Below are 24816 nucleotides of genomic sequence, written 5' to 3'. Positions count from 1 at the left end.
AGGCAATGTTAAGGATTTTTTTGAACCGGTTCTCAGGCCAGCGCTTCGATAAACCGTTTGAAATCCGTGTCGTTGCCCTGCCCGGTATCGGATTCGGAATACAATCGGGAAACCAGTTCACGCAACAGATCGGGGGCTGCGAGGCGACCGGCGTCCAACCCGTCTGCCACCTTGCCGGCGGCCTCGACGCTGCGGGCAAATTGCCCCAGGCGTGGCAGTACATCCTCAAAGCCGTTGCCAGGCTGCGGCCGCGACAGGTTGTCGATGGCCACATAGGTTTCACGTACCGCCACCGTTTGGGATTGTTGCATGTCTACGCTGAATGCAGCCAGCTCTTCGCTGTCCATGCCCACGCTCATGGCCTGATCGAAGGCCTGCTGCACATCACCGCCATAGAAGGTCTCGGCAACGGCGTTCACCTGGCTGAACAGATCTTTAAGCGCGGTGATCTCACCTTCATCCAGCTCGCCCTGCACGGAAAATGAAAGGTTATCGTAACTGGCAAAGCCCGCTTGCAAACTCTGGGCATTCACCCCGTCTGCCTGCAATGTACTCTGATTGGCGTAACCGCTTTGCCCGGAGCTGACCAACAGTTTGATGGTATCGCCATCCTGGGTCACGACTTCCATCTCGAAACTGCGATCCCGTTGGAACGCCAGCTCTGAGCGCTGTACGCTGAGGCCTTCCACCGCTGCCACAGGCGTATCCAGTGCTTGCCCGAACAGCGATTCACCCAATGCCTCCAGGCCGTCGGCCAGACGGGTGACCGTGTCGTAGAAATTGTCTTTGACCTCACCCTGAAACAGCCCCTGGGCCTGAATAATGTCTTTGGCTTCACGCAAGCCCCGCTCGACACCACTCACTGCTTGTTGATACAGATCCTTGATTTTCGCCTCTGAGGCACCGTTGGCCCGCTCTGTTTCCAGACGATCACGCACAAAGCCCAATATGCGATCGGTCACCGCCTGGGGAGAAAAATCAGTCTCTGCCGGTGCCGCCGTGCCGGATTCCGCAGCCGCTGAGCCCCGCGTTGCCGTCACCTGAAGTTTTTCATAGGCCAGGGCCAACGTGCGCTCAATCTGCGCCACACTGCTGGGAGCTGAAGTGGAATTCGGCGATTTTACCTGCCCCGGGGCATGATACTGCCCCAAACCATGGCCCCGCCCGGGGAAACCCGTGTCAGAACCAAAGAAACTGTTTTTAAACAGGGGGTTAAAAGAATACATGGCTTCGACTCCCGAGCCAGCCAGGCTCAGTTCAACATACGTTCACGGGCACTGACAGCCAAAACAGCCCCTTCAATGGGTTATCGGCCGGGGATTACAAACCTTTAGCAGGAATTATCAGCACGATTTCAATACCTTAAGCTGCACCTCATTATGCAAGCTGTGAATTCATGGGCCATACTGAGTAGCAGAAAAATTGATATAGGTTAGGTAATGTCGACAGAATTATTGATTGGCCTGCAAGCGCTACTGGCCCTGATCACCGCCATTGTGATCCTGCTGCTGATAATCAAGCGCCAAAAGAAAACCATAAACCAGTTAAAAAATATTCTGACCGATGTTAAGGATGACATCAGCGGTGAGAATCTGACTGGGTATTTCCAGCGGGAAATAGACAACACAACCGCCCACTGTGCCCAGGAAACGGTGGCCTTACGGCCGGATCTGGCGCCAGAGGACATGGCCATTTCATTGCGTTATCTGGTGTTACAGGCGGAACTGGCATTAATACAGGATCACGTGGGTTCCACCAACACGCCGTGGCGGGAACAAATCAAAAACTACGTGCATCTGGCAGAAAAAATTACTGACCTGATTAAAGCAAGAGTGGACCACGCCACCAAATTGCTGAATGAATCGCACAATGATGAGCTCACCACCAAAGACGAAACCATACAGGCACTGGAAACAGAAAAACAACAGCACCTGCAGCAACTGAATAACCTGAAACCCTTCATAAGCTGCCTGGAAACAGCGGCAACCAGCGAACTACACCGCAGCGAACTCGAATTACAATTACACAAAGCTCTCTTGGGGGTCTGTGAAAACTTCCCCAACAGTGAAAACCTGCGGGAACTGGTGTATCTGATTCATGAGGCTTTCCATGAAACCTCCGGTAACACCGCCGGTCCGGATACCGAAGCAGCGGCAAACCCTTCTGCTAAAGGCAAACCTGCCTTTGCCCAGTCACAGAATATCGAAATTCTGAATAATATTATCGACCAGCAGTCCACGACCATAAAATCCCTGAAACAGCAAATCGCGGCTCTGGAGAATCAGCAGGAACGTGACACATTAAATGCAACGGTGGAAACCCTGGATTCTGTAATCCAACAAGGCAGTGACTGCATTGACTCTATAAAGCAGGAACTTCAGTTTGAGCCAAACAGCGCCGTTAGCGATGAAAAAGCCAACGCAGTCATCGAAAAATTCATCGAAGAAAGCGCGGAAATGGTGGAAAAAATTCATATGCTCAGCAACCAGAACAAACAGTTGATGCTGGAGAACGATGAAATGAGAAAGGCGCTGGAAGCCAGCACCGATACTGATCAACCATTGGTAGCAGGCTTGAAACTGAAACTGGAAAGCCAGAAAGAAGAACTGATTGCACTGCAGAAGAGTTTTCACGACCTGGAACAACGCTATCTCAGCCTTTATGAAGAGAAAAGCGGCAGCAACGCACCGCCCCTGCTATAGCTCCGGCTTGTTCTTTTTCAACAGGTTTTCGGCCACCCGGGATATATTCTTTTTAAAGGCCGGGTCCACCAGCTCATTCTGAACAAAAAGCTTACCCAGTGAATCCTCCAGCTTCTTAAGATCCATATTCAAACGAATACTCTTTTGATCGCCAGGGGGGATGCCGAGGTTCTTGCGCATCTCCTGCCCCAGCATATTAATAACCCGGCTCATCTTGTCTTTCTGCTTGTCCAGGTTGCTCTCAAAGGTGCGAAACACCTCATTACTGCGCACGATCAAAGCGTCCACCTGACTTTTCTGTTTTTGCACTGAAGTCTCCGCCAGGATCGAGCCGTATCTGGCCTGCACCCCACGCATCAAGGTCCCCAGATTGTCTTTCAAGCGGGCATAACGCTCCTCATCCGCTAACGGTGGGCTTTCAATCAAAATACAGCAACTTTCCTCAAACAACATCAGATGAGGGGCATCGACGGTTTTTCCGCTTGAAATCTTACTCTGCAACAGGGATTTCAGCGTCCCACTACCGGCCTCGGGGATGAAGGTATAAGCGTTGCCTTTCTGCATACCGACAATCGCTTTCAGCCCAAAGGTACTGACGGACTTAACCACTTCCGCAGCCAGCTGCTCGTGGGTTCGGCATTTAAAGCTGGTTAACATAAACAGAATGATGATGCCCAGATCCGAGTTCGCCATAAAGGCGTTGTAGGCCGCATCCGAAGTGGAGGCCAACTCCCGCTCCATGGACTCAATTTTAAGCAGAAGGTTTTCCTGATCCGCATCCAGTACCAGATCCCCCAACGGCTCCGCTTGCGCCATCGCCTCCAGACTCTGCACCGGTTGATATTCACGCTCACGGGCATCCAATGCCAGGCGTAATTGCTGATTCTGTTCTTCCAACGTTGAAATTTGTTTCTTGTAGGCAGTCACCCTGGCTTCTTTGTCGGCCAGCGCAGACTCCATCTCCGCCACTTGTTGCTGCGTTTTGTGCAGCTCTTTTTCTTGAACGTTATACTTTTTTTCCAAATCCTGAAGCTGCTTTTCCAGACCGGCAAGGATGTTTTTTTCAATTACCGCCTTGCTATCCTGCAGCGAGTGCTTGGGCCGGCCTTTAGCCAACGGTGGCGCCAGCTGGGCGCCGTTACCCCCATCGCCGTCATCCGCTGCCAACATGGACAATGCTTCCTGTTTGAGCCTTTTGTCCAAATCAAAAAAGAATGAGCGGAATCGGTCGGAATTACCCAGCCGATCCTTATAGACCTGCATCAACGTATCCGGTCGTAATTCACGGGCTTCAATATCCAGCGTCTGAACAAATTTTTCGTGAGTAAGATAGGCCAGAACAACCGGTTGCAGACGGGCTCTCATCACCCGCCAAAATCGATCATTGGCGGCATCAAAGGGCAGGCAGGATTGTTCTGCCTCAAGAAACAACACACGTAACACCGCCACCTGTTGATCAATGCTGGCTTCCGGGTCCAACAACGCATTGTCCTCCAGGCCTAACATGTTCAGGCGGGCACGGCTGGATTGCAGCGCAATGGCAATGAATTCAGCGATGGTCTTCAATTCACCGGATGCGGACGTATCGAAACTATTCTTGTGCTTGGCCATTCACTCACCTGAACGCGCTACTTAACTTCAGATTAGCAAAGAATTCAGAGGATTATGGTAACGATAACTATTTGTGCCGGAATTCCCAACAATGGTGGATTGGCTTACCTCGGGCGAAATCCGGCGGCAGGCTTGCCTTGGTTATTTCACTCACACTGTAGCGCTCAATCAATTCAGGCTCCAACTCAAACCGATTGAAATTATTAGAGAAAATTAACAAACCGCCGGGCTCCAACCGCTTCATGGCCAGGTCCAGCAATTCCACCTGAGACTTTTGCACATCAAAGAAGCCCTGCATACGCTTGGAATTGGAAAAGGTGGGTGGGTCCACAAAAATCAGATCATACTGCTCCCGGCATTGTTTCAGCCACGCCATACAATCACTGCGCACCAACTGATGAAGACTTTCGCTGCATCCATTCAGATACAGATTGTTGCGGGCCCAGCCCAGGTAGGTTGCTGACATGTCCACGGAGGTAGTGCGCTTCGCCCCGCCAATGGCTGCGTGCACTGTGGCCGCAGCGGTATAGCAGAACAGATTCAAAAATCGCGCACCTTTCGATAGCTGCTGCAACCGCACCCGGGTGGGCCGGTGATCCAAGAACAGCCCAGTGTCCAGGTAATCATCCAAGTTCACCAGCAACAGCGCACCGGCTTCAGCAATGGGCAGCATACGTCGGGTTTCATTCAGTTTCTGATATTGCTGATTGCCTTTTTGTCGTTGCCGGCTTTTTACATGCAGTCGTGACTGGGAAACGCCAAACAACAACTTGAGACTGTCCAACGCATCCTGCAAACGCTGGGCTGCTTTCTCCGGGCTTACACTCTTGGGCGGCGCATACTCCTGCACATGCAAATGACCGTTGTACCAGTCGATGGCCAGATTGTATTCGGGAATATCCGCATCATACAGCCTGTAAGCCAGCACCTGCTCGCGCTCGATCCATTTTTGCAATCCTTTAACGTTCTTTTTTATGCGGTTGAGCAGGTCTTTCGCTGGCGCCTGATCAATCTGATCATGCTGCAGTTCAATGCGGGTCGGTACACACTGAAACGCGGCACGCCTCACCACATCGCCACTGCGAATTACACAGCGAATGGGCCCGTTGTAGACCCGTGCCGTTTGCGGGTTATCCAACTGCAAGGCATCGGCAAATTCGACATTGTTGGTGATGATGGCCGCACGCCAATGCTCGCAATTTTCCTGTATCCGCCGGGCAATTGCCCGGTATAAAAAAATCAGATCGGCATCCTTATCCAAGCGTTCGCCGTAGGGTGGATTACTGACAATCATGCCCGCTTGGTTATCTGGGTTTTGATGCAACGCAAACTGAGCCAGCTCTCTACGTTCCACGTGTATGGCCCCTTCCAAGCCGGCCGCCGCAATATTTTTCAGCGCGGATTGAATCGATTCATTGTCGGAATCATAGCCCTTGATCTGAAATGGAAAATCCTCGGAAGCATCCTGCTCCACCGCCTCGTTCACCGTTTCACGCCATAAAGATTCATCATGATACGCCCATTTTTCAAAGCCAAAACCTTTACGTATCAATCCCGGCGCCATGCCCGACTGCATCATTGCCGCCTCAATCAACAGCGTACCAGAGCCGCACATGGGATCCACCAAACGCGGATACGCCGCATCGGGCCAACCGGCACTCATCAACAAAGCAGCAGCCAGGGTTTCTTTCAACGGCGCCTCATTCTGGGCGACACGATAACCTCGTTTATGCAACGGATCACCGGAAAGATCCAACGCCACCTGCACCTGCTCACGACCAAAATGCACATGAATGCGTATATCGGGATTGCGGGTATCGACATTCGGCCGATCCCCCACGAACTGACGAAAATAATCCATGATGGCGTCTTTGGTGCGATAAGTGAGGAACTGTGTGTTGACATTAACCGAACCTTCTTTCGAAGTGGAAATGGCAATACTGTCGTGCAATGCAAAGTGTGTCTGCCAGTGAATCTGGCGCAGACGGTGGTACAGATCATCTTCGTTTTTGTAAGGGAATTCAGCGATGGGCAGGAGTACCCGGGAAGCAATTCTTGACCAGAGACAAATTTTATACACATTTTTCAGATCCGCAGGCCCTTCCACCGCCCCCCGAACCAATTGGTAGTCACTGCCTGCAATTGCTTGAATTTCTTGCAATAAAAACGGTTCCAGACCGCCTGCACAACTGATCACCAAGCGCGACAACTTCCAGTCAAATGTATCCATTAGGTTTAAACACCACCTGTAAGCCTATGAAATCTATCGGTTACCGCGTTCGCGGCCTAATTTATCAATTACTCATTTAAATCGTTCGTGTCTTTTTTATGACAATTTTTTTGTCGACATCATTCCTAAAGTTCGGTACTAATGTAAGTCCGGGCCGGAAAAAAAGCGCCCGCGCAGACTCTCACAATAACGTTCTAACAAGGAGCCTTTCTCTACGCTTAATCAACTACCATCTTAATCTCTCAACATCGCAAACAGGATAACGAGGTCGATTATTTATGAAGAGACAAAAACGCGATAGAGCCAGCAGAGCCTACATCAAAGGATATAATGCAGGTGTCGGCGGACGATCAAAAGATTCCTGCCCTTTTACAGAAGTTGTTGCACGACAGACATGGCTCACCGGCTGGCGCGAAGGGCGCACTGACCAATGGGAAGGCTATACCGGCGTATCCGGCATTCATAAAATTGCGAACCTCTGACCAATCTGCTCAACCTTCTACTTTAGATTGGAATAACAACCTGCGGGGTTAATCAGACAACCATTAATACCGATTTTTTAATAGAGTGTCTCCCGCACTCTGGCAGCAAAAGCTGCCGCCCTGAGGCCCCGTGCACGGGGCCTCGTTCATTTCAAACCCCGTTGTAATGAAAGGTCAACCACGCTGCCAGGCGTTTACACAATCGGCGATCAGCCGCGGGCCCTGATATATAAATCCACTGTAGATCTGCACCAGAGTGGCCCCGGCCTGTTGTTTGGCCAGTGCATGCTCAGCCTCAAGAATTCCACCGACGCCGATCACCGGCATCGCGCCACCCAACGCATCGCACAGCTGGCGCAACACCTCTGTCGATTTCTCAAACACCGGCGCGCCACTGAGCCCTCCCTGCTCATCACCGTGGGGCAAATGTTCAACCCCCACACGTGATAAGGTGGTGTTGGTGGCAATCACTCCATCAATCTGATGCTTCTTGAACTGTTCAGCGATTTGGGTAATTTCTTCCGGCTCCAGATCAGGGGCAATCTTCACCAGCAGTGGTACGGATTTGGCGTGTTGTTGCGCTAACCGCTGCTGGGCCTGTTTCATGCCACCCAGTAGCCCATCCAGGCTCTCGCCATATTGTAATGAACGCAGCCCCTGCGTATTGGGCGACGAAATATTAATGACCACATAATCGGCGTGTGGGTAAACCTTTTCCAGGCAAACAAGGTAATCACCGAGCGCATTTTCCACCGGGGTATCAAAGTTTTTACCAATATTGATGCCCAGCACACCATCGTAGCGGGCCCGCTTCACCCGGGCCACCAGGTGATCCACCCCTTTATTGTTGAATCCCATACGGTTGATGATCGCCCGCTGCTGCGGCAATCGAAACAACCGCGGTTTGGGGTTTCCCGGCTGCGGGCGCGGCGTTACCGTTCCCACTTCAATAAAGCCGAATCCCAGTGCCCCCAAGGCATCAATGTAATCGCCGTTCTTGTCCAGCCCCGCCGCCAGCCCAACCGGATTGCGGAAAGTGAGGCCAAATAATTTGACGGGAACTTCCGGCCTGGGTAACAGGCAACGGGTTATTCCCAACCGGTACCCCCAATCGATCGCGCTGAGGGATAAATGGTGGGACGTTTCCGTCGGCAGGGAAAACAGGATTTGTCTGGCTACTTTATAGAACATGGCGCGCACCGCTGAAAAAACCGGGGCGATTATACCAGCATGAGCATTGTTACTGGAGCTTTGTTAGCGGAGTTTTTCCACTCTCTGTAACTTGTTGTTGTCATCAAAATAGATGGCAAAACTGCCGCGAATACCATTGTGGGTAACATAGGGCTGCAGGCTTTGGGCCGGAAAGCTGACTTTGCGTCCATCCCGGCTGGTGGCCAAGATGGCTTTCGCTGTACCCTGATACCAACGCAGGTATTCATCGCGGGTAATCACAATATCAACAATTAGATGCACGATCCCCCTCACTGTGCAGTGTGGTTTGTGCCAGATCCATCAGTTCCCGCAAGGCAACGCCGTACATGGAGAACTCCTTCACATCCATACTGTGGAATTCACTGATCAACGCTTTCCAGCGGGAGATCATGGTCTCGTGGTGCTCCGCCCAGGCGGACACCCGCTCCTCCACAGTATGAGCCTCACTGGCCATTTGCAGCACGCCCACCGTGAGTGTGCGCTGTTGCCAGTCCAGATCGTCACGGTAGGCCTCACGAGCCAGCGCCTGCCAGTGGTTTTCGATATTCAGGGCGTTGATCTCCTCGTTGAACCAGTACAGGTCCAGGTGGGAACCCAGGGCAAAATACACTTCCGCCACTTCCGCCACCGGCTTGCGGGTGACCTCGGCGGCCTGAATGATACCCAACACCGGCAGCATGCTGTCAGCACCGGCAATAAAGGTCGCCAGAGTCGACGGCACCCCTTTTTCCACATAACGGTTGTGACGGCTTTCCCAAACTTCTCGGCGGGGCCCGCTGAGCACCGCGGGCAAGCTGTTCGCCACTGCCTGCACCCCATCACGGAAACGCTCGATGGCCTCACTGACATTCACACCGCAACGGTTATTACGCAAAAACCAGCGGGTGGCACGCCGCATCAAGCGGATCAGCATGCGCATCATTTCCAGTTGCTCACTGGCTTCTATCTTGTAATCCAACGCCTCGATCTGACGCCACCAGTTTTCCAGATCAAACACATCGCGGGAGGCGATAAACGCCCGGGCTATGTCTGGTACGCTGGCACCCGCGGCATCTTTCATTCGGTGCACGAAGGTGATACCCATAAAATCCACCATGCCGCTGGCCACCTGAGTGGCCACGATCTCGCGCCGCAGTTTGTGGGCATACAGGGGCTCGCTGTACTTTTCCACCAACACCCGGGGAAAGGCCCTTTCAATCTCGTGACAGATGTAGTCATCGTCAGGCAAAGTGGAGTGGGTCAACTCGTCTTTCAGTATGGCTTTGGTGTAGGACAATAGCGTGGACAGTTCCGGTCGCATCAAGCCCCTGCCATTGACAATGCGATCGTGCAGTTCCTCTTCCGAGGGAATGTACTCCAGTTCCCGATCCAGCTTGCCTTCAGCCACCAATGCCTGGATATAACGCTTGTATTCACCCATACGATAGATGGTTTCGCTGCGCGCCACACTCAAGGCCTGGGTCTGGCGGTAATTATTGTCCAAAACCAGCTGCGCCACCTCATCGGTCATCTGGGCCAACAGCTCATTGCGCTGCTTCAGGGTCATATCCCCGTTGTGCACAATGTCATTCAGCAAAATCTTGATGTTCACTTCATGGTCGGAGCAATCCACACCGCCGGCGTTGTCAATGAAATCCGTGTTGGACAAGCCGCCATTGAGGCCGTACTCAATACGCCCCAGCTGGGTTATACCCAGATTACCACCCTCTCCCAACACTTTGGCCCGCACATCACACCCGTTTACCCGCAGGGCATCGTTGGCTTTATCCCCCACATCCGAGTTTTGCTCCTGGGAGGATTTGATGTAGGTGCCGATGCCGCCGTTCCAGATCAGATCCACCGGTGCTTTCAGCAGGGCAGAAATCAAATCCGTAGGGGTCAGGGCATCTTCCTGAATATCAAAGCGGTCTTTCATCTGCTGGGTGATACGAATGGATTTGGCGGAGCGCGAGAACACTCCACCGCCGGCCGAAATCAGATCGCTGTTGTAGTCACTCCAGTTCGAGCGCGGCAGATCAAATAGCCGCTGACGCTCGGCAAAACTGCTCTCGGGATCGGGGTTGGGGTCAATGAAAATATGCAGATGATTAAAGGCGGCTACCATCTGCAACGCTTTGGAAAGCAGCAGTCCATTGCCGAACACATCACCGGACATATCGCCGATGCCAATCAGAGTCACCGGATTGGTTTGCACGTCCACACCCAGTTCACGGAAATGGCGCTGCACCGATACCCAGGCACCGCGGGCCGTGATGCCCATTTTTTTGTGGTCATAGCCTACCGAGCCACCGGAAGCGAAGGCATCCCCCAACCAGAATCCATATTCATCCGACAGGCCGTTGGCAATATCGGAAAAAGTGGCGGTGCCCTTATCCGCCGCCACCACCAGATAGGGATCATCTTCATCCTTGCGGATCACGCCCTCCGGAGCGACCACCTCACCATCCTGCAAATTATCGGTGATATCCAGTAAACCGCGAACAAAGGTTTTATAGCACTCGATCCCCTCCGCCATATAGGCGTCACGGTTACCGGATTTAGGCAGGCGCTTGGGATAAAAACCGCCTTTGGCACCTACCGGTACGATCACCGCATTTTTCACCTGCTGTGCCTTCACCAGCCCCAGCACCTCGGTGCGAAAATCCTCACGCCGGTCCGACCAACGCAACCCGCCACGGGCCACCTTGCCACCGCGCAGATGGACACCTTCCACCCGCGGTGAATAGACAAAAATCTCGAACATGGGCAGCGGCCGCGGAATGTCCGGTATGGTGTGGGGGGATAATTTAAGGGAAATATAGGGTTTGTAGCCACCCTGGGCGTTTTGCTGATAGAAGTTGGTGCGCAGGGTACCTGACATCATATCCAGGTAGCGGCGCAAAATACGATCCTCATCCAGGCTCGCCACCTGATCCAACTGTTCGATAATCTTGTCACGCAACTCGGTTTCAGCTGCATCGCTGGCCGGTTGGTTCAAGGCAAACCGCAGTTCAAAGAAGTCCACCAGCAGGCGGGTTACATGTGAGTGATTTACCAGGGCATCCTTGATATAGGTTTGACTGAAAGCAAATCCTGTCTGTTTAAAATAGCGGGCATAGGCGCGCAACATGGCCACCTCCCGCCAACTCAAGCCCACCGACAACACCAACCGATTGAAACTGTCGTCCTCTGCCAGCCCCTGCCAGGTGCTGAGAAACGCATCTTGAAACTTACCTTTTATTTTATCGATCTCAATGATGGCTTCGCCAAAATAACGTACGCTGAAATCGTATACCCAAATCGTGGCATCGTCTTTTTTCTGAATCCGGTAGGGGCGCCCGCCAAGAACGCGCAGACCTAGGTGCTCCAGCATCGGCAATACATCCGACAGCGGAATATTGCGATTGCGTCGAAACAGTTTAAAGCGCAGTGCTTTCGGATCATCTTCCAACGATCGGTAAAATGAAACATTCAACGGGTTGTCAGCAGAAAGCTGCTCGATGTGTTCTATATCGGACACGGCAGTACGGGTGGAAAACTCCTCCCGATAGCTAAGTGAGAAGGCGTCGGCATAGGCGGACTGCAGCATGCCGGCGCGGTCTTCCCCCACACTCTCAATCAGGGTTTCATAAAGCCGATCCGCCCAGCTACGGGCCAGCTCCACCAAACGCCCCTCCACTTCCTTCACGTCAAAATCCATTTTGCAGCCGGGTTTTACCTTCAGCACTATGTACAGCCGTGCCAGCGTGGACTCGGTAAAGTAGGTGTTGAATTCCATGTCTTCCACATCCACGTATTCATACAGAACACCTTGAAAGGCTTTACGCAATGCGGTGGAGTAGCCATCCCTGGGAGTATAGATAAGACAGGAAAGAAACCGCCCGAACTGACCCTTGCGGGCAAACAGGCGCAAACGGCGTCGCTCCTGAATGTGCAGGATACCCACTGCAGTTTTCAGCAGGGCTTCGGTTGAAGTCTGAAATAATTCCTCGCGGGGAAAGGTTTCCAGAATCTGCATCAAGCGCTTACCATCGTGACCATTAGGTTCCAGGCCGGAGCCGCTGATCACTTGGCGTAGCTTGTGGCCAATAATCGGAAAGTTACGGGGTGAGTTATTGAAAACCAGGGATGTGTAAAGACCAACCCAGCGGTACTCGCCCACCACCTTGCCACGCTCATCGCATTTGCGGATACCGATGAAATCCATGTACACAGGCCGATGCCAGCGTGAACGGGTACCGGATTTGCCAAACACAATGAGCTTGTCTTCATAGATTAGCGGGCCGCCGTTTTGTTCCAGCAAATCCAGGCTGTCACACACCTTGGCCACACCTAACGCCGAATCGGTAATGGCTTCAAAGTGGGTGCGCCCCTGCTTTTCCACCGCTTTGTATTCCTGCATGGCCAAAAAGGTAAAGTGATTCTGCACCAGCCAGGCCAGAAAACCTTTTACTTCCTGCAGAGAAGCCTCTCCCTGATTGTTTTCCAACTCATTAAGCTCATCGCGGATGGCAGAGGTGCGCTCCTGCATGACCTCGAAATCGCCCACAGCACACTGCAGTTCCCGCAGGGTACCCTGCAGGAGATTGGTGATGTCGCCTTCCAGGGCCGCATCCGGTTGCCGATCGATTTCGATATGAATCAGGGCCTCTTTCTCACCCTCGGCCTGCATGTCGAAATTCAGGGCTTCCAGCTCCCCCGAGCTTTGGCGTTTTACCCGAATCACGCTGTTCATCACCGAATGAATGGAAATTCCGCGCCTGACCACGTCCATCATCACGGTATCCACCAAAAAGGCACAATCCGGCGACAACACTTCCACTACGGTATGGGTACTTTGCCAGCCGTGGTCTTCATAGCGGGGATTAAAAACCCGTATTTTAGGTTGTCGGCCCGGCATGCTGCGCAGAAAATTCCACAGCCCCACTGTCATCCCATAGAGGTCGTCAACCCGCTTGCGCTGCAGCTCCTGCACCGGTGCGGCGGCATAGAAATGGCGCGCAAACTGCTGTACATGTTCCGTCTGGGACGAATGACTGCGATCAAAACGTTCCTGGACCATGTCAGACAGTCGTTCAATCAAGGATACGTAATCTTCGCCCAGCGATAGGTTAACCATATAGCCCCCTGGCCACTTTTCCATTAGATATCAGTCATATTAGTCTAGTAGTTACATCAGAACATGAACAAACAGTTGAAAGCCAGTCCAGGCTCACTGCGGCGCCGGAACTTTCTCCCTGTCCATGGATCACATACACAGCCTGGCTACGGCTAGCAATCGTCCTCCGGAATAGGCATAATCCGGGGGATAAGAACAAATAAGTCTGGAAAAAACAATATATTAGCGGACGTTGGTGTGGGGCCACCTGATTTAACACGAAATCACCCGGTTAGCCCCGGCACCACGCTCATACGCCTGGAGTATTTGGAATCATGTCGAATCGCGACGCCATTCTTGCGTTGAAAGAATCCTTGTGCGAGCAAATCATCGGGCAGGCCCATCTGGTGGACCGATTATTGATTGCCATTCTGGCGGATGGCCATCTGCTGGTGGAAGGCGCACCCGGTCTGGCCAAAACCAAAGCCATCAAGGCCCTGGCAACGGGACTGGAAGGCGACTTCCATCGCATTCAGTTCACACCGGACCTGCTGCCGGCGGATGTAACCGGGACGGAAATCTACAGGCCCCAGGACAGCAGCTTTGTGTTCCAACCCGGCCCCATATTCCACAACCTGGTGCTGGCAGACGAAATCAACCGAGCCCCGGCCAAAGTACAGTCCGCATTGCTCGAGGCCATGGCGGAACGGCAGATCAGCGTGGGCAAACTCACCCACCCCCTGCCCCCCCTGTTTCTGGTGATGGCTACCCAGAATCCCATCGAACAGGAAGGCACCTACCCACTGCCGGAAGCACAACTGGACCGTTTTCTGATGCACGTCACCATCGATTACCCCGATGCGGCATCGGAGAAAAAGATTCTGCAGCTGGCGCGAATGGAAGCCATGGACAAACAGCATCCGGAAGACAGCACGGCAGACCCTATCCACATTACGCAGCAGCAGATTTTTGCCGCCCGCGCCGAAGTCATCGAACTGCACATGATCCAGGACATTGAGGAGTACATCGTGCAATTCACCATGGCCACCCGCAACCCGCTGGCCTACGGCGATGATCTTTCCAGCTGGATTGAATACGGTGTCAGCCCGCGGGGCACTATTGCCCTGGATGCCTGCGCCAGGGCCCACGCCTGGCTCAATGACCGTGACTTTGTCACACCGGAGGACGTCCAGGCGGTGGCCCATGACACCCTGCGTCACCGCATCGGACTGACGTTTGAAGCGGAGGCCAAGGGTATTACCGCCGACCACATCATTGATGAGCTGATCGACCGCGTCTCTGCCCCCTGAGGTGCCCCATGGCTACACCCACAAACCTGGTGCGTGAACGAGACAATATAGCCAACTATCGTGGCGTCTATATATCCATGGACGAACTGGTGATGCTGCGCGGTGCCCAGGTTGAACTGGATCTGCGCGGCCGCAAGAAGGCCATGGCCTCCATGGCCGGACTGCACCGCTCCAGCTTCCGTGGCCGCGGCATCGATTTTGATGAGGTGCGCATCTATCAACCGGGCGACGATGTGCGCAATATCGATTGGCGGGTCACTGCCCGCACCGGCCGCGCCCACACCAAACTGTTCCGTGAAGAAAGGGAGCGCCCGGTCTACCTGGTGGTAGATCAACGCCAAGCCATGTTTTTCGGCAGCCAGAATGCCTTCAAATCGGTTGTGGCAGCCCGCACTGCCGCCTATTTTGCCTGGGCCGTTCGCAGCCACGGAGATCGCATTGGCGGCTTCCTGTTCAACGACGAAGAGGTACAAGAGGTGCGCCCCAAAGAAGGTAAACGGGGCATTCAGAATTTCTTTCGCATCCTGCTGCAGTTCAATCAAAGCCTGGATGCCGGGCAGGGCCTGCGCCGCTCTTCCCGCCAGCGCTTCATTAATGCCCTGCAGGGGCTCAATCACGTGGTACGCCCCGGCAGCCTGGTGGTGATCATCAGTGACTTTCTCAATTACGACGACATCACCCAGCAGCATATGAGCCTGTTGTGCGGTCACAACGATGTCATCGCCGTGCAGGTTGTGGATCCCATGGAGAAGCAGCTTCCCCCCTCCGGCGTCTACGGCTTTACCGACGGCCAGCGCAATGTACGACTGAACACCGGCCCCCACCAACTGCGCAAGGATTATGCGCTGCGCTTTGTTGAGCGTCAGAGTGAGCTGAAAGATCAGCTCACACGCATTGCCGTACCCCTCATCGAGATCAGCACCGCCGACAGTGTGGCCGAGCGGTTACGGGCAACCCTGGGCCTCAGAACCGCCAAGGGGGCTCGGGCATGAACCCCGCGGACCCCTTAAGCCAACTGCGGGATATTCACCTGCCGCCACCGGTGGGTTGGTGGCCGCCGGCCATGGGTTGGTGGCTGCTGGCGCTGCTGGTGTTATCGGCACTGATCGCCGGTGTTTACTGGTTATGGTGGCGCCATAAGCGGCTGGCCTATAAAAGGGAAGCCATTCAACACATGGAGAGCATTCGCGCTCGCTACCTCAGCTCCAGGGATGATCAACAGCTGTTGTCGGATTTGTCCACGCTCTTGAAGCGAACCGCCATCACCCGCTACGGTCGCGATGAAATCGCCGGTATGGCCGGGGAACAATGGCTGGCGTTTCTGGATCAAACCGGGCACACCAGTGAGTTTTCCGCAGGTTCCGGCCGCATACTGGTGGACCGGTTTGCCCCCAGCCCCAAGGTAGACAGCAGCGAATTGATTCAAGCCGTCGATCTCTGGTTGAAGAAACAGTCATGATAATTCTGAAGTGGATACCCTTATTACTGATACTGCCGTTACCCTGGATACTGCGGGCTGTGCTGCCGCGGGCCAGCAGTCATGACAGTGCCCTGCTGCGGGTGCCGTTTTTCAATAGCGTAAACGACATGGCGAACCGCCGAGACCGCAATCGCTCCGGCAGCAGCCGCAGCTTTCGGCTGCTGCTGATCCTGATCTGGGTATCACTGGTGATTGCCGCCGCCGGCCCGCAATACATCGGTGAACCGGTCAGTATAACCTCCAAGGCACGGGATCTGATGCTGGCCGTGGACGTATCCGAAAGCATGCGCGCCACCGACCTGCAACTGAAAGGCGAACGGGTGGATCGGCTCACTGTGGTGAAAAGCGTGCTCGACGAATTCATCGAGCGGCGCACCCAGGACCGCATGGGGCTGATTCTGTTCGGCAGCAATGCCTATCTGCAAACCCCGCTGACCTTCGATCGTAAAACCCTGAAGCAGCTGCTCAACGAATCCGCCATCGGCATTGCCGGCCAGAGTACAGCCATCGGCGACGCCATCGGACTGGCCCTCAAGCGCCTCCAGGATCGACCCACGGACAGCAAGGTACTGATCCTGCTCACAGACGGCCAGAACCGCGCCGGCGAAATCCAGCCCCTGCAAGCCGCCGAACTGGCCGCCCAGAAAGGCCTGAAAATCTACACCATTGGTGTGGGTGCCGAGTTTGTCATGTCCCCGGGGCTGCTGGGCACCGGCATTGGCGCACGGCGCCTGAACCCTTCTGCCGATCTGGATGAGAAAACCCTGACCGAGATTGCCAACATTACCGGTGGCCGATACTTCCGTGCCAAGAGCACCGAATCCCTCAAGCACATTTATGAAATGCTCGATGAGCTGGAACCGGTAGACGCCGACCCGGAGACGTTCCGCCCCATCAAGGCCCTGTTCCATTATCCACTGGGTTTGGCATTGCTGCTCAGTGTGGCCATTGCCCTCTACACCGTAATCCGCAACTACGGTGTGCACTGGCGGCTGTCGCGCCGGAGCCAACAGGAAAACGGAGTCGAACAACCATGACCGAATTCCTGCAGCAAATTGAACAATTCCGCTTTCTGCGGCCCTGGTGGCTGCTGGGCGTTATACCCGCCGTGATTCTGATCATGCTGTTGTGGAACCGTAAATCGTCCTATGGTGGCTGGCAGCGAGTCATATCACCGCATCTGCTGCCCCATCTGCTGGCCGGCAATGTGACACGCCAAAGCCGGGCGCCGTTGGTCATGCTGTTGATCTGCTGGCTACTGGCCGTGGTTGCCATGGCCGGCCCCACCTGGCAACAACTGCCCCAGGCAGTGCAGAAAAAAATCAACGCCCAGGTCATTGTGTTGGACCTTTCGCTTTCCATGTACGCCAAGGACCTCGCCCCCTCCCGCCTGGTCAGAGCGCGCCTGAAACTCAGCGACATTCTCAACCGCACCGATGAAGGTCTGACGGCATTGATCGTGTATTCGGCCACACCCCATGTGGTAACGCCACTGACCGACGACACCAACACCATTCTCAGCATGGTCAACAGCCTGAGCCCGGACATCATGCCGCAAAAGGGCAATAACCCCGTAGCGGCTATCGAAAAAGCAGTGGCCACCCTGCAACAGGCCGGACTCAATCGGGGCCGCATCCTGTTGATGACCGATGACCTGCCGGGGGATTTTGCCAACAAAGTGGAAGATCTCATCAGTTATCAAACGCCCCTGTCCATTATGGGCATCGGCACCCGCGATGGGGCTCCCATTGAACTGCCCGACGGCTCTTTCATTAAACAGGGCGACGGCAGCATCGTGATTCCGAAGCTGGATGTATCCCACTTGAAGCGGGTGGCCCGGCAGCTGGATGGCCGCTTCAGCACCATCAGTACCAGTGACGAAGACATCAATTATCTGCTGGCCGAGGGCCTGCTGCCCAACGAACAGGAGATCAAGGAGACCGGACGCGAATTCGATGTATGGGATGAAACCGGCCATTGGCTGGTGCTGCTGATCCTGCCATTTGCCGCCGCGGGCTACCGCAAAGGCTGGTTCGGTGCCGTCCTGATGCCGGCGCTGCTGGGTTGCGCCCTGTTAACCCACGCCCCCTCCAGCATGGCCTTTGGCTGGGACGATCTCTGGCAGACCGATGACCAACAGGGTCGCGCATTACTGCAATCCGGTAAACCGGAGCAGGCAGCAGAAACCTTTAATGATCCCCAATGGCAGGCAGCCAGTCAGTACAAAGCTGAAAACTACGCAGCCGCAGAACAGCTGTATGCCGGCGGAGACAGTGCCGAAAGCTTCTATAACCTGGGCAACAGTCAGGCCCGTCAACAGAAGCTGGATGAGGCCATTGCCTCCTACCAGAAAGCATTGCAGCTGAACCCGGAGCTGGAGGATGCACAGTTCAACCTCGACCTGGTAAAAAAGCTCAAGCAACAGCAGGAACAGCAACAGGGCGACGGCGAAAGTAACGACCAGAAGCAGGATCAGGATCAGGATCAGGAGAACAACAACCAGTCTGATGAGAATCAGGATTCCCAGTCTGATCAACAGGAACAGGAACAAGATCAGCAGCAGGATCAACAACAGCAACCAGAAGCTGAACAACAGGCTGATGAATCCGAACAGGAACAAGCCAAGCAGCAGAAACCCGAAGAGAACGACTCCGAGCAACCGGACCAGCCACAACCCACGGAACCTGAAAAACAAGAGTCAGAGCAGCAACAGGATGAAGCCCAGATGCTGCCACAACCCCAGTTGCAGGAAACAACGGAAGACCAGCAGGCGCTGGAACAGTGGCTGCGCCGTATTCCGGATGATCCCGGCGGCCTGCTGCGCCGCAAATTTGAATATGAATCTCAATTGAGGAAAAACTCATCCTCTGGAGACACCCAATGGTAAGAAGCATCCCTTTCCTCCTGGTACTGTTATTGTCCATCGTCAGTGCCCAGGCGCAGGCCATCAGCATTAATGCAAAGCTGAACACCACCAAGGTGACCGAGGGTGATACCGTCAAACTGACGATCACCATCGACCAGACCGCAGACGGCAAAGCACCGGACTTCAGTGTTCTGAACGAACACTTCGAGATCATCTCCACCTTCAAAGCGGAGCGCAGCAATATACTGAACGGCCGTTTTGTCTCCTTTACCAGTTGGATTCTTACCTTGCTACCCAAGCACACCGGCTATATTGCCGTTCCCCCTATCCGTTACGACAACGTCACCAGCAAGCCACTCAAACTGCACGTCACCAAACGCAGCAGCGCCAGCAACTCGGAACAGTACCTGTTTGTCGATGCCAAAATTGATAAGCAACAGGCCTACGTCCAGGAGCAGGTGATCCTCACCGTCCGTATTTTCAGTGGCAATATCGACATCTACGATCCATCCTATCAGCCACCCGCCATTGAAAATGCGGCAATGGAACAGCTGGGAGAGCAACGCAATTACAAAACCACGCTCAACGGCACACAGTATGATGTGTTTGAGTTCCGCTATGCGGTATTCCCCCAGAAAAGCGGCACCATTCAGATCCCCGGTGCCCGCCTGGAAGCCACAGTATTCCGTTCACGGTCACGCAATTACTACGATCCTCTCAACGGCAAACAAGTTCGCCGTTACTCCCCCAACCTGGAATTGGAAGTCAAGCCCAAGCCCGCAGAATACCCGGCTGACCAACCCTGGTTGCCCGCCCAGTCATTACAGCTCAGCGAATCCTGGTCGCCGGATGCCGGTAACGCCAATATCGGCGAACCCATTACCCGCACTGTGTCCATGCAGGCAGAAGGTGTGTTATCCACCATCTTGCCGGCGGTACCCACCAGTGACATCGAAGGTGTCAGGATTTACCCGGAGCAGGCAGAGAGCAACAGCAGCGTGGGTGAGCACGGTATTGTCAGCACCCGCACTGAAAGTCAGGCGCTGATTGCCACTCAGGCGGGCACCATTGAACTGCCAGCCATCGACGTCACTTGGTGGGACGTGGAGGAGCAGGCGGTGAAAGTGACCTCTCTGCCTGCCCGCACCATTCAGGTGACCGGTACCAACAGTCGACCGCAAACGGACAGCAGTGCCGCTCAGGCTCCCCCGTTAAGCTCAGCGGGGGAATCCCCTCCCCCGCCCTTGGGGCAAACCAGTATCAATCAAACCTGGCAATGGATTGCCGTGGCCTTCTTTTGCCTGTGGTTATTAACCCTTGCACTATTGATCTGGGCCCTGCTGTCACGCAGAGCCAACAGCCGAGCAACCGGGCAGGAAGACAATCAGGCATCACCGTTCAGTGCCGGCCAGTTACGCGAAGCCAACAAAGCGTTGCAAGCGGCCTGCAAAGCACAGGATGCCAAGGCGGCAAGGATTGCCGTGATTGAACTATTTCGTCAGCAATTCAGGGACAGCACCATCAGGAACCTGGATGATGTCGCCCAAAAAGCCGGTACGGATGCGCTGCCCGGCGCGCTTCGCGATCTTGAGGCTCACCTCTACAAAAATAAAAATGAGGCAAAATGGAATAGCGAAGCTTTGCTTAAAGCCACCCAGGAAGCACTGAGCAGGCCCGCCACCAAAGACCAGAAACAGGTATTGCAGCCACTGTATCCCAGCTGATTCATCCGCAAAACCCGGGCAAACATGGACCAGGATCAACATCAGGGGAAGTTAGCGGAAAAAGCGCTTGAAAGCGGGTCGTGAATTGGATTAATTACCTAAATACGATCGCAATTTGTTCCGAGACAACCATGTACGGATTACTTCTACTGCTTCATATTCTGGCGGCCACAATCTGGACAGGAGGGCACATCGTGCTTGCGGTGGTGATATTGCCCAAAGTACTGGCACAACGCTCCGCAGAGAAGCTTCTGGAATTCGAATCGGTGTATGAAAAAATCGGCATGCCCGCGCTGATTATTCAGGTGATAACCGGCCTTATGCTGGCCTACCGCATGCTGCCTGATGTTATGCAATGGATTAACTTTGCCAATCCGGTTGCCCACGCCATACTGGCCAAACTCAGCCTACTGGCATTAACCGTAGGGTTCGCCATTGATGCCAGGCTTCGTGTCATCCCCACGCTTTCAGAAAAAACCTTAACCACCATGGCCTGGCACATCATACCGGTTACGGTATTTTCGATTTTGTTTGTGGTTGTGGGTGTTTCATTTCGAACAGGTTGGCTGTACTGAACACAGAGGACATCAGCAAGCAATGCACAGCGCAAAAAAAAGCGAGCCCACCATGTGGACTCGCTTTTTTTAATGGCCGGCCTTGAGCGTTACGCTTTCTTCTTGATCTTGCCACGTATCAGGAAGTTGGCCAGGGCAGGCAATAACCAGATGGCGCCCACCATGTTCCACAAAAACATAAAGGTCAGCAACACACCCATGTTGGCCTGGAACTTAATGTCGGAGAAGATCCAGGTGCCGACACCAATCGCCAGGGTCAACCCCGTAAAGCAAACGGCTTTTCCCGTCACCTTCAGGGTTTCGAAATAGGCATCCTCAAGTTCCATACCATCTTCCATAAAGCCTTTTAAGCGCGAGTAAATGTAGATGCCGTAATCCACACCGATACCCACACCCAGGGCGATAACCGGTAACGTGGCCACCTTGACCCCGATGCCCAGGATAGTCATCAGCGCCTGGCACAGAATCGAGGTAAGTGCCAGCGGCACGATAATACAGATCACCGCCCGAATGGAACGGAACGTAATCAAACACAGAATGGAAACCACGCCGTATACCAGCACCTTCATCATATTCTGGGCATGTTCAATGGTTTCGTTGGTGGCAGCCTCTACCCCGGCATTACCCGACGCCAGTACAAACTCTGCCACATCCGGATCGTTCTCGGCGGCTGCAAATTCCTGCACCGCCGCCACCGCTCGATCCAGGGTTTCCGCTTTATGATCATCCAAAAATACAATCACGGGCGCCAGGCTGCAATCTGTGTTCACCAGGCCGCCGGGAACGGTTTGCACCGAATTATTGATGATATCCTGCACCCGGGTCAGCGCCGCCCACTTCCAGTTACCTTCATTAAATCCGGTGATAACGCGTTTGGATACCGTGACCACCGACAGCGCCGATTGCACACCGGGTACGTTTTCCATATGCCACATAAAGCGATCCATCTTCTGCATGGCGGCGGATTCGGTACAGGCGTATTCCGGGGTTTCCACCATCACCACCAGCACGTCCGCGCTCACGGAGTAGTGCTCGTTGACGTATTTGTCATCCAGGTTATAACGGGAATCGGGCCACAACTCCGGTGCCCCGGCATCCAGGTCACCGATTTTCAGATCCTTGCTGATGTACAAACCGGCCCCGGCCCCAATGGCTGCAATAATGACCGACACGGTTGCTGCTTTTGGCGTTGCAAAACGGGAGATCTTCGACCAGATCACATGTTTGGCATGCAACTTCTTATTCATCGCATTTACTGCCATGGGGCTGGCGCCCACATAAGACAGTAGCACGGGTATCATCAGCAGATTGGTAAAGATCAGCGCAAACACACCCAACGCCGCCGAGATTGCCAGATCCTGTATCACGTGAATCTCAATGGTCCACAATGTCATAAAGCCGATGGCATCGCTGATCAGTGCCAGCAAAGCGGGCACGTACAACGCCCGAAAGGTAAGCCGGGCCGCTTCCAACTTGAAATTAATACGGTGGGATTCCACCGCAAATTCATTGATCAATTGCACCCCGTGACTCACGCCAATGGCAAAAATCAGGAACGGCACCAGCATTGAGTAGGGATCAATACCTTTACCCAGCAGAGTCAAAATACCCACCTGCCAGATTACGGCAATGACTGAGCAAATAATCACGGTAAAGGTACTGCGAATGCACTTGGAGTCAATCAACAGCAGAACGAATGTAATACCTATTGCGATGATAAAGAACAACGCAACGCCGGTTGCCCCCTCAATCAGATCACCGATCTTCTTGGCAAAGCCGACAATACGGATATTGATATTATCACTCTGAAACTTCTGACGAATGTCCTGCTCGAGCGCTGCCGAAAACTTTTTGTAATCGAGTTTCTTGTTGGCGCCGGATTGATCCAGTAGCGGCACATACACGATGGAGGATTCAAAATCATCCGCCACCAGGCGCCCAACCTGTCCGGAACGCAGGACATTGGCCTGCACCTGTTCCAGTGATTCCGCAGAACCATCGTAGGTGGGAGGAATAATCTCCCCGCCCCGGAAGCCATCTTCGGTTACTTCCATCCAACGGACATTGGGTGTCCAAAGAGACTGAATTTTAGCTTTGTCCACCCCTTCAAAATAGAAAATCTCATCGGTAACCTGACGCAACACCTGCATAAACTCATCGGTAAAGATGTCACCGTTTTTTGCTTCCACCACAATCCGGATATCGTTACCCAGACTCAGCTCATCCTTGTGCTTTAACAGGTTCTGAATGAATTCGTGTTTCAAGGGCACCATTTTTTCGAATTCGGTGCTGAGTTTGACCTTGGATGCCTCAAAGGCAAAAAAAGCAGTGAGCACGGCAAAGGCCAACAAAAGAATCGGCCGTAATTTAAATATCGATTCTTCTAGAATGGTGCTGTTTTTAGTGGACATAATGTACCTTAACGTAAATCAGTATCTCGTAGTTACTTCATTGACGGTGCTGCAAGATCAACACCGCCCTGACCGACCATGATTAGTTTGCCGTTGGGCAGGGTTTCAACGGCAAGAATTGCCTCTCTGGATTTGGTGATCTGCATGGTGTAGTTGGCGCCGCCGTCTTTGCTGGTGAGAACCACCCCGGAATTACCCACCAGTATGGAACCTTTGTCACCCAGTAACACACCATCCATTACCCCATCCGTGCCTTTGCTTTTTGCCTTAAGCCAGGATTCACCACGATCGGAAGATTTGAATATATTGCCCTGTAGACCGAACACCAGAACATCATCCGGGTTCGGCCCGGTCAAGGCTCCGAAATAGGAACCCTGATAGGGGCTCTCCAGAGTCACCCAGGTTTCACCCCCATCATCGGAGCGAAACAGTACGCCTTTCTCACCGGCGATATAAACCGTACCCTGTTCATTGGCACTGATGGCATTCAAATGCCAGCCATCAAAATTCTCAATGCGGGAGGCCACATCCTGCCAGGTTTTGCCTCCATCAACCGTGCCCAGAAAGATGCCGTAGGCGCCCACTGCAAAGCCGGCCTTTTCGTCGCGAAACCAGACGTCCAACAACGGTGAACCGGCCTGGGGTAATTTTGCAAATTCCTCATCGGTCAACTGGTTCAACTCTTCATCCGTTCGAACACGATGTGGATTGGCATACTGCAGCGCCCAGTTGGAACCCCCATCAGCGGAATGCAGTATGATGCCCTCGTGCCCCACCGCCCAGATATTTTGGGCATCACCAAAATCAACGGCGGTCAGCAGATACTGTACCGGTACCTGAGCCTGGCTCCAGCTCTGCCCGTTATCAGCAGACACCAGAATGTGGCCGCGATCCCCCACTGCTATGACTTTGTCATTGAACACTTCCACATCGGTCAGCAGGGATTCCGTTGCTTTGTCTGATGGAATCGAAGCCCTCATATCGAGATGCTTTTCATAGTCGGCAGCCAGGGCCGAACCGGTACTGGCCCCCCACAACAACGCGGTGCCAACCAGTGTTCTAATCATCGAGTAACGCATCTTATTTCTAATCCACATATGAATATTTACTACCTGCAATTGAGCAACTGTCATTAA

The 24816-nt window shown here is 53.7% G+C and carries 17 protein-coding genes; 9 read left to right on the top strand and 8 right to left on the bottom strand.

Annotation, left to right across the window (positions count from 1 at the left end; translation table 11 throughout):
- Positions 1 to 32: 32 nt before the first annotated feature.
- Positions 33 to 1226, bottom strand: a complete 1194-nt coding sequence (locus D9N13_RS16495) for a DUF5610 domain-containing protein (protein ID WP_290592304.1) — start codon at positions 1224 to 1226, stop codon at positions 33 to 35.
- 213 nt (positions 1227 to 1439) lie between these two features.
- On the opposite strand from D9N13_RS16495, the gene D9N13_RS16490 reads away from it, so the two are divergent.
- Positions 1440 to 2702: a hypothetical protein gene (locus tag D9N13_RS16490; RefSeq protein ID WP_290592303.1), complete on the top strand. Its 1263-nt coding sequence runs from the start codon at positions 1440 to 1442 to the stop codon at positions 2700 to 2702.
- Here the strand turns inward: D9N13_RS16490 and D9N13_RS16485 are convergent.
- Together D9N13_RS16485 and rlmKL are read right to left on the bottom strand one after the other, a co-directional pair.
- Positions 2697 to 4313, bottom strand: a complete 1617-nt coding sequence (locus D9N13_RS16485) for a hypothetical protein (RefSeq protein WP_290592301.1) — start codon at positions 4311 to 4313, stop codon at positions 2697 to 2699. The two genes, D9N13_RS16490 and D9N13_RS16485, sit on opposite strands and share 6 nt — an antisense overlap.
- Before the next feature lie 67 nt (positions 4314 to 4380).
- The gene (gene rlmKL / locus D9N13_RS16480; protein WP_290592299.1) at positions 4381 to 6543 is read right to left on the bottom strand and encodes a bifunctional 23S rRNA (guanine(2069)-N(7))-methyltransferase RlmK/23S rRNA (guanine(2445)-N(2))-methyltransferase RlmL; all 2163 of its coding nucleotides are present in this window, start codon (positions 6541 to 6543) and stop codon (positions 4381 to 4383) included.
- Between the two features lie 278 nt (positions 6544 to 6821).
- On the opposite strand from rlmKL, the gene rmf reads away from it, so the two are divergent.
- Positions 6822 to 7025 (top strand): ribosome modulation factor, encoded by a 204-nt coding sequence (rmf, locus tag D9N13_RS16475; protein WP_290592297.1) that lies wholly within the window; start codon positions 6822 to 6824, stop codon positions 7023 to 7025.
- A gap of 174 nt (positions 7026 to 7199) precedes the next feature.
- Here rmf and D9N13_RS16470 read toward each other — a convergent pair whose 3' ends face one another.
- The 3 genes from D9N13_RS16470 to D9N13_RS16460 all read right to left on the bottom strand — a co-directional run bounded on the left by D9N13_RS16470 (position 7200) and on the right by D9N13_RS16460 (position 13335).
- Positions 7200 to 8216 (bottom strand): quinone-dependent dihydroorotate dehydrogenase, encoded by a 1017-nt coding sequence (locus tag D9N13_RS16470; protein ID WP_290592295.1) that lies wholly within the window; start codon positions 8214 to 8216, stop codon positions 7200 to 7202.
- Positions 8217 to 8279: 63 nt separating this feature from the next.
- Positions 8280 to 8498 (bottom strand): DUF2835 domain-containing protein, encoded by a 219-nt coding sequence (locus D9N13_RS16465; RefSeq protein ID WP_290592293.1) that lies wholly within the window; start codon positions 8496 to 8498, stop codon positions 8280 to 8282.
- Positions 8482 to 13335, bottom strand: a complete 4854-nt coding sequence (locus D9N13_RS16460) for an NAD-glutamate dehydrogenase (RefSeq protein WP_290592291.1) — start codon at positions 13333 to 13335, stop codon at positions 8482 to 8484. Before D9N13_RS16460 ends, D9N13_RS16465 begins: the two co-directional genes overlap by 17 nt.
- A 314-nt stretch (positions 13336 to 13649) precedes the next feature.
- Between D9N13_RS16460 and D9N13_RS16455 the strand changes: the two genes are divergently transcribed.
- The 7 genes from D9N13_RS16455 (at position 13650) to D9N13_RS16425 (ending at position 21269) form a co-directional block, all read left to right on the top strand.
- Positions 13650 to 14624 carry an AAA family ATPase gene (locus tag D9N13_RS16455; protein ID WP_290592289.1) on the top strand — a complete coding sequence of 325 codons (975 nt, stop codon included), beginning with the start codon at positions 13650 to 13652 and terminating at the stop codon, positions 14622 to 14624.
- A gap of 8 nt (positions 14625 to 14632) precedes the next feature.
- Complete coding sequence (locus D9N13_RS16450) at positions 14633 to 15616, top strand: DUF58 domain-containing protein (RefSeq protein ID WP_290592287.1); 984 nt, start codon at positions 14633 to 14635, stop codon at positions 15614 to 15616.
- Complete coding sequence (locus tag D9N13_RS16445) at positions 15613 to 16083, top strand: DUF4381 domain-containing protein (RefSeq protein ID WP_290592285.1); 471 nt, start codon at positions 15613 to 15615, stop codon at positions 16081 to 16083. The genes D9N13_RS16450 and D9N13_RS16445 overlap by 4 nt, the downstream gene beginning before the upstream one ends.
- Positions 16080 to 17141 (top strand): vWA domain-containing protein, encoded by a 1062-nt coding sequence (locus D9N13_RS16440; protein ID WP_290592283.1) that lies wholly within the window; start codon positions 16080 to 16082, stop codon positions 17139 to 17141. The genes D9N13_RS16445 and D9N13_RS16440 overlap by 4 nt, the downstream gene beginning before the upstream one ends.
- Positions 17138 to 18991 (top strand): VWA domain-containing protein, encoded by a 1854-nt coding sequence (locus tag D9N13_RS16435; RefSeq protein ID WP_290592281.1) that lies wholly within the window; start codon positions 17138 to 17140, stop codon positions 18989 to 18991. Before D9N13_RS16440 ends, D9N13_RS16435 begins: the two co-directional genes overlap by 4 nt.
- Positions 18985 to 20694, top strand: coding sequence for a BatD family protein (locus tag D9N13_RS16430; RefSeq protein WP_290592279.1), 1710 nt, complete (start codon positions 18985 to 18987; stop codon positions 20692 to 20694). Before D9N13_RS16435 ends, D9N13_RS16430 begins: the two co-directional genes overlap by 7 nt.
- Before the next feature lie 131 nt (positions 20695 to 20825).
- Entirely contained in the window at positions 20826 to 21269 is a 444-nt protein-coding gene (locus D9N13_RS16425; RefSeq protein ID WP_290592277.1) for a copper resistance protein CopD, read from the top strand.
- An 89-nt stretch (positions 21270 to 21358) separates the two neighbouring features.
- Here D9N13_RS16425 and D9N13_RS16420 read toward each other — a convergent pair whose 3' ends face one another.
- Complete coding sequence (locus tag D9N13_RS16420; RefSeq protein WP_290592275.1) at positions 21359 to 23680, bottom strand: efflux RND transporter permease subunit; 2322 nt, start codon at positions 23678 to 23680, stop codon at positions 21359 to 21361.
- 32 nt (positions 23681 to 23712) lie between these two features.
- The gene (locus D9N13_RS16415) at positions 23713 to 24747 is read right to left on the bottom strand and encodes a WD40/YVTN/BNR-like repeat-containing protein (RefSeq protein ID WP_290592273.1); all 1035 of its coding nucleotides are present in this window, start codon (positions 24745 to 24747) and stop codon (positions 23713 to 23715) included.
- Positions 24748 to 24816 lie beyond the last annotated feature (69 nt).

Origin of the sequence: Ketobacter sp. GenoA1, from assembly GCF_003671475.1 — a bacterium.
Classification (GTDB): Bacteria; Pseudomonadota; Gammaproteobacteria; order Pseudomonadales; family Ketobacteraceae; genus Ketobacter.
The sequence above is the reverse complement of the archived record's forward strand: the minus strand, read 5'-3'. Positions and strand labels throughout refer to the sequence as shown.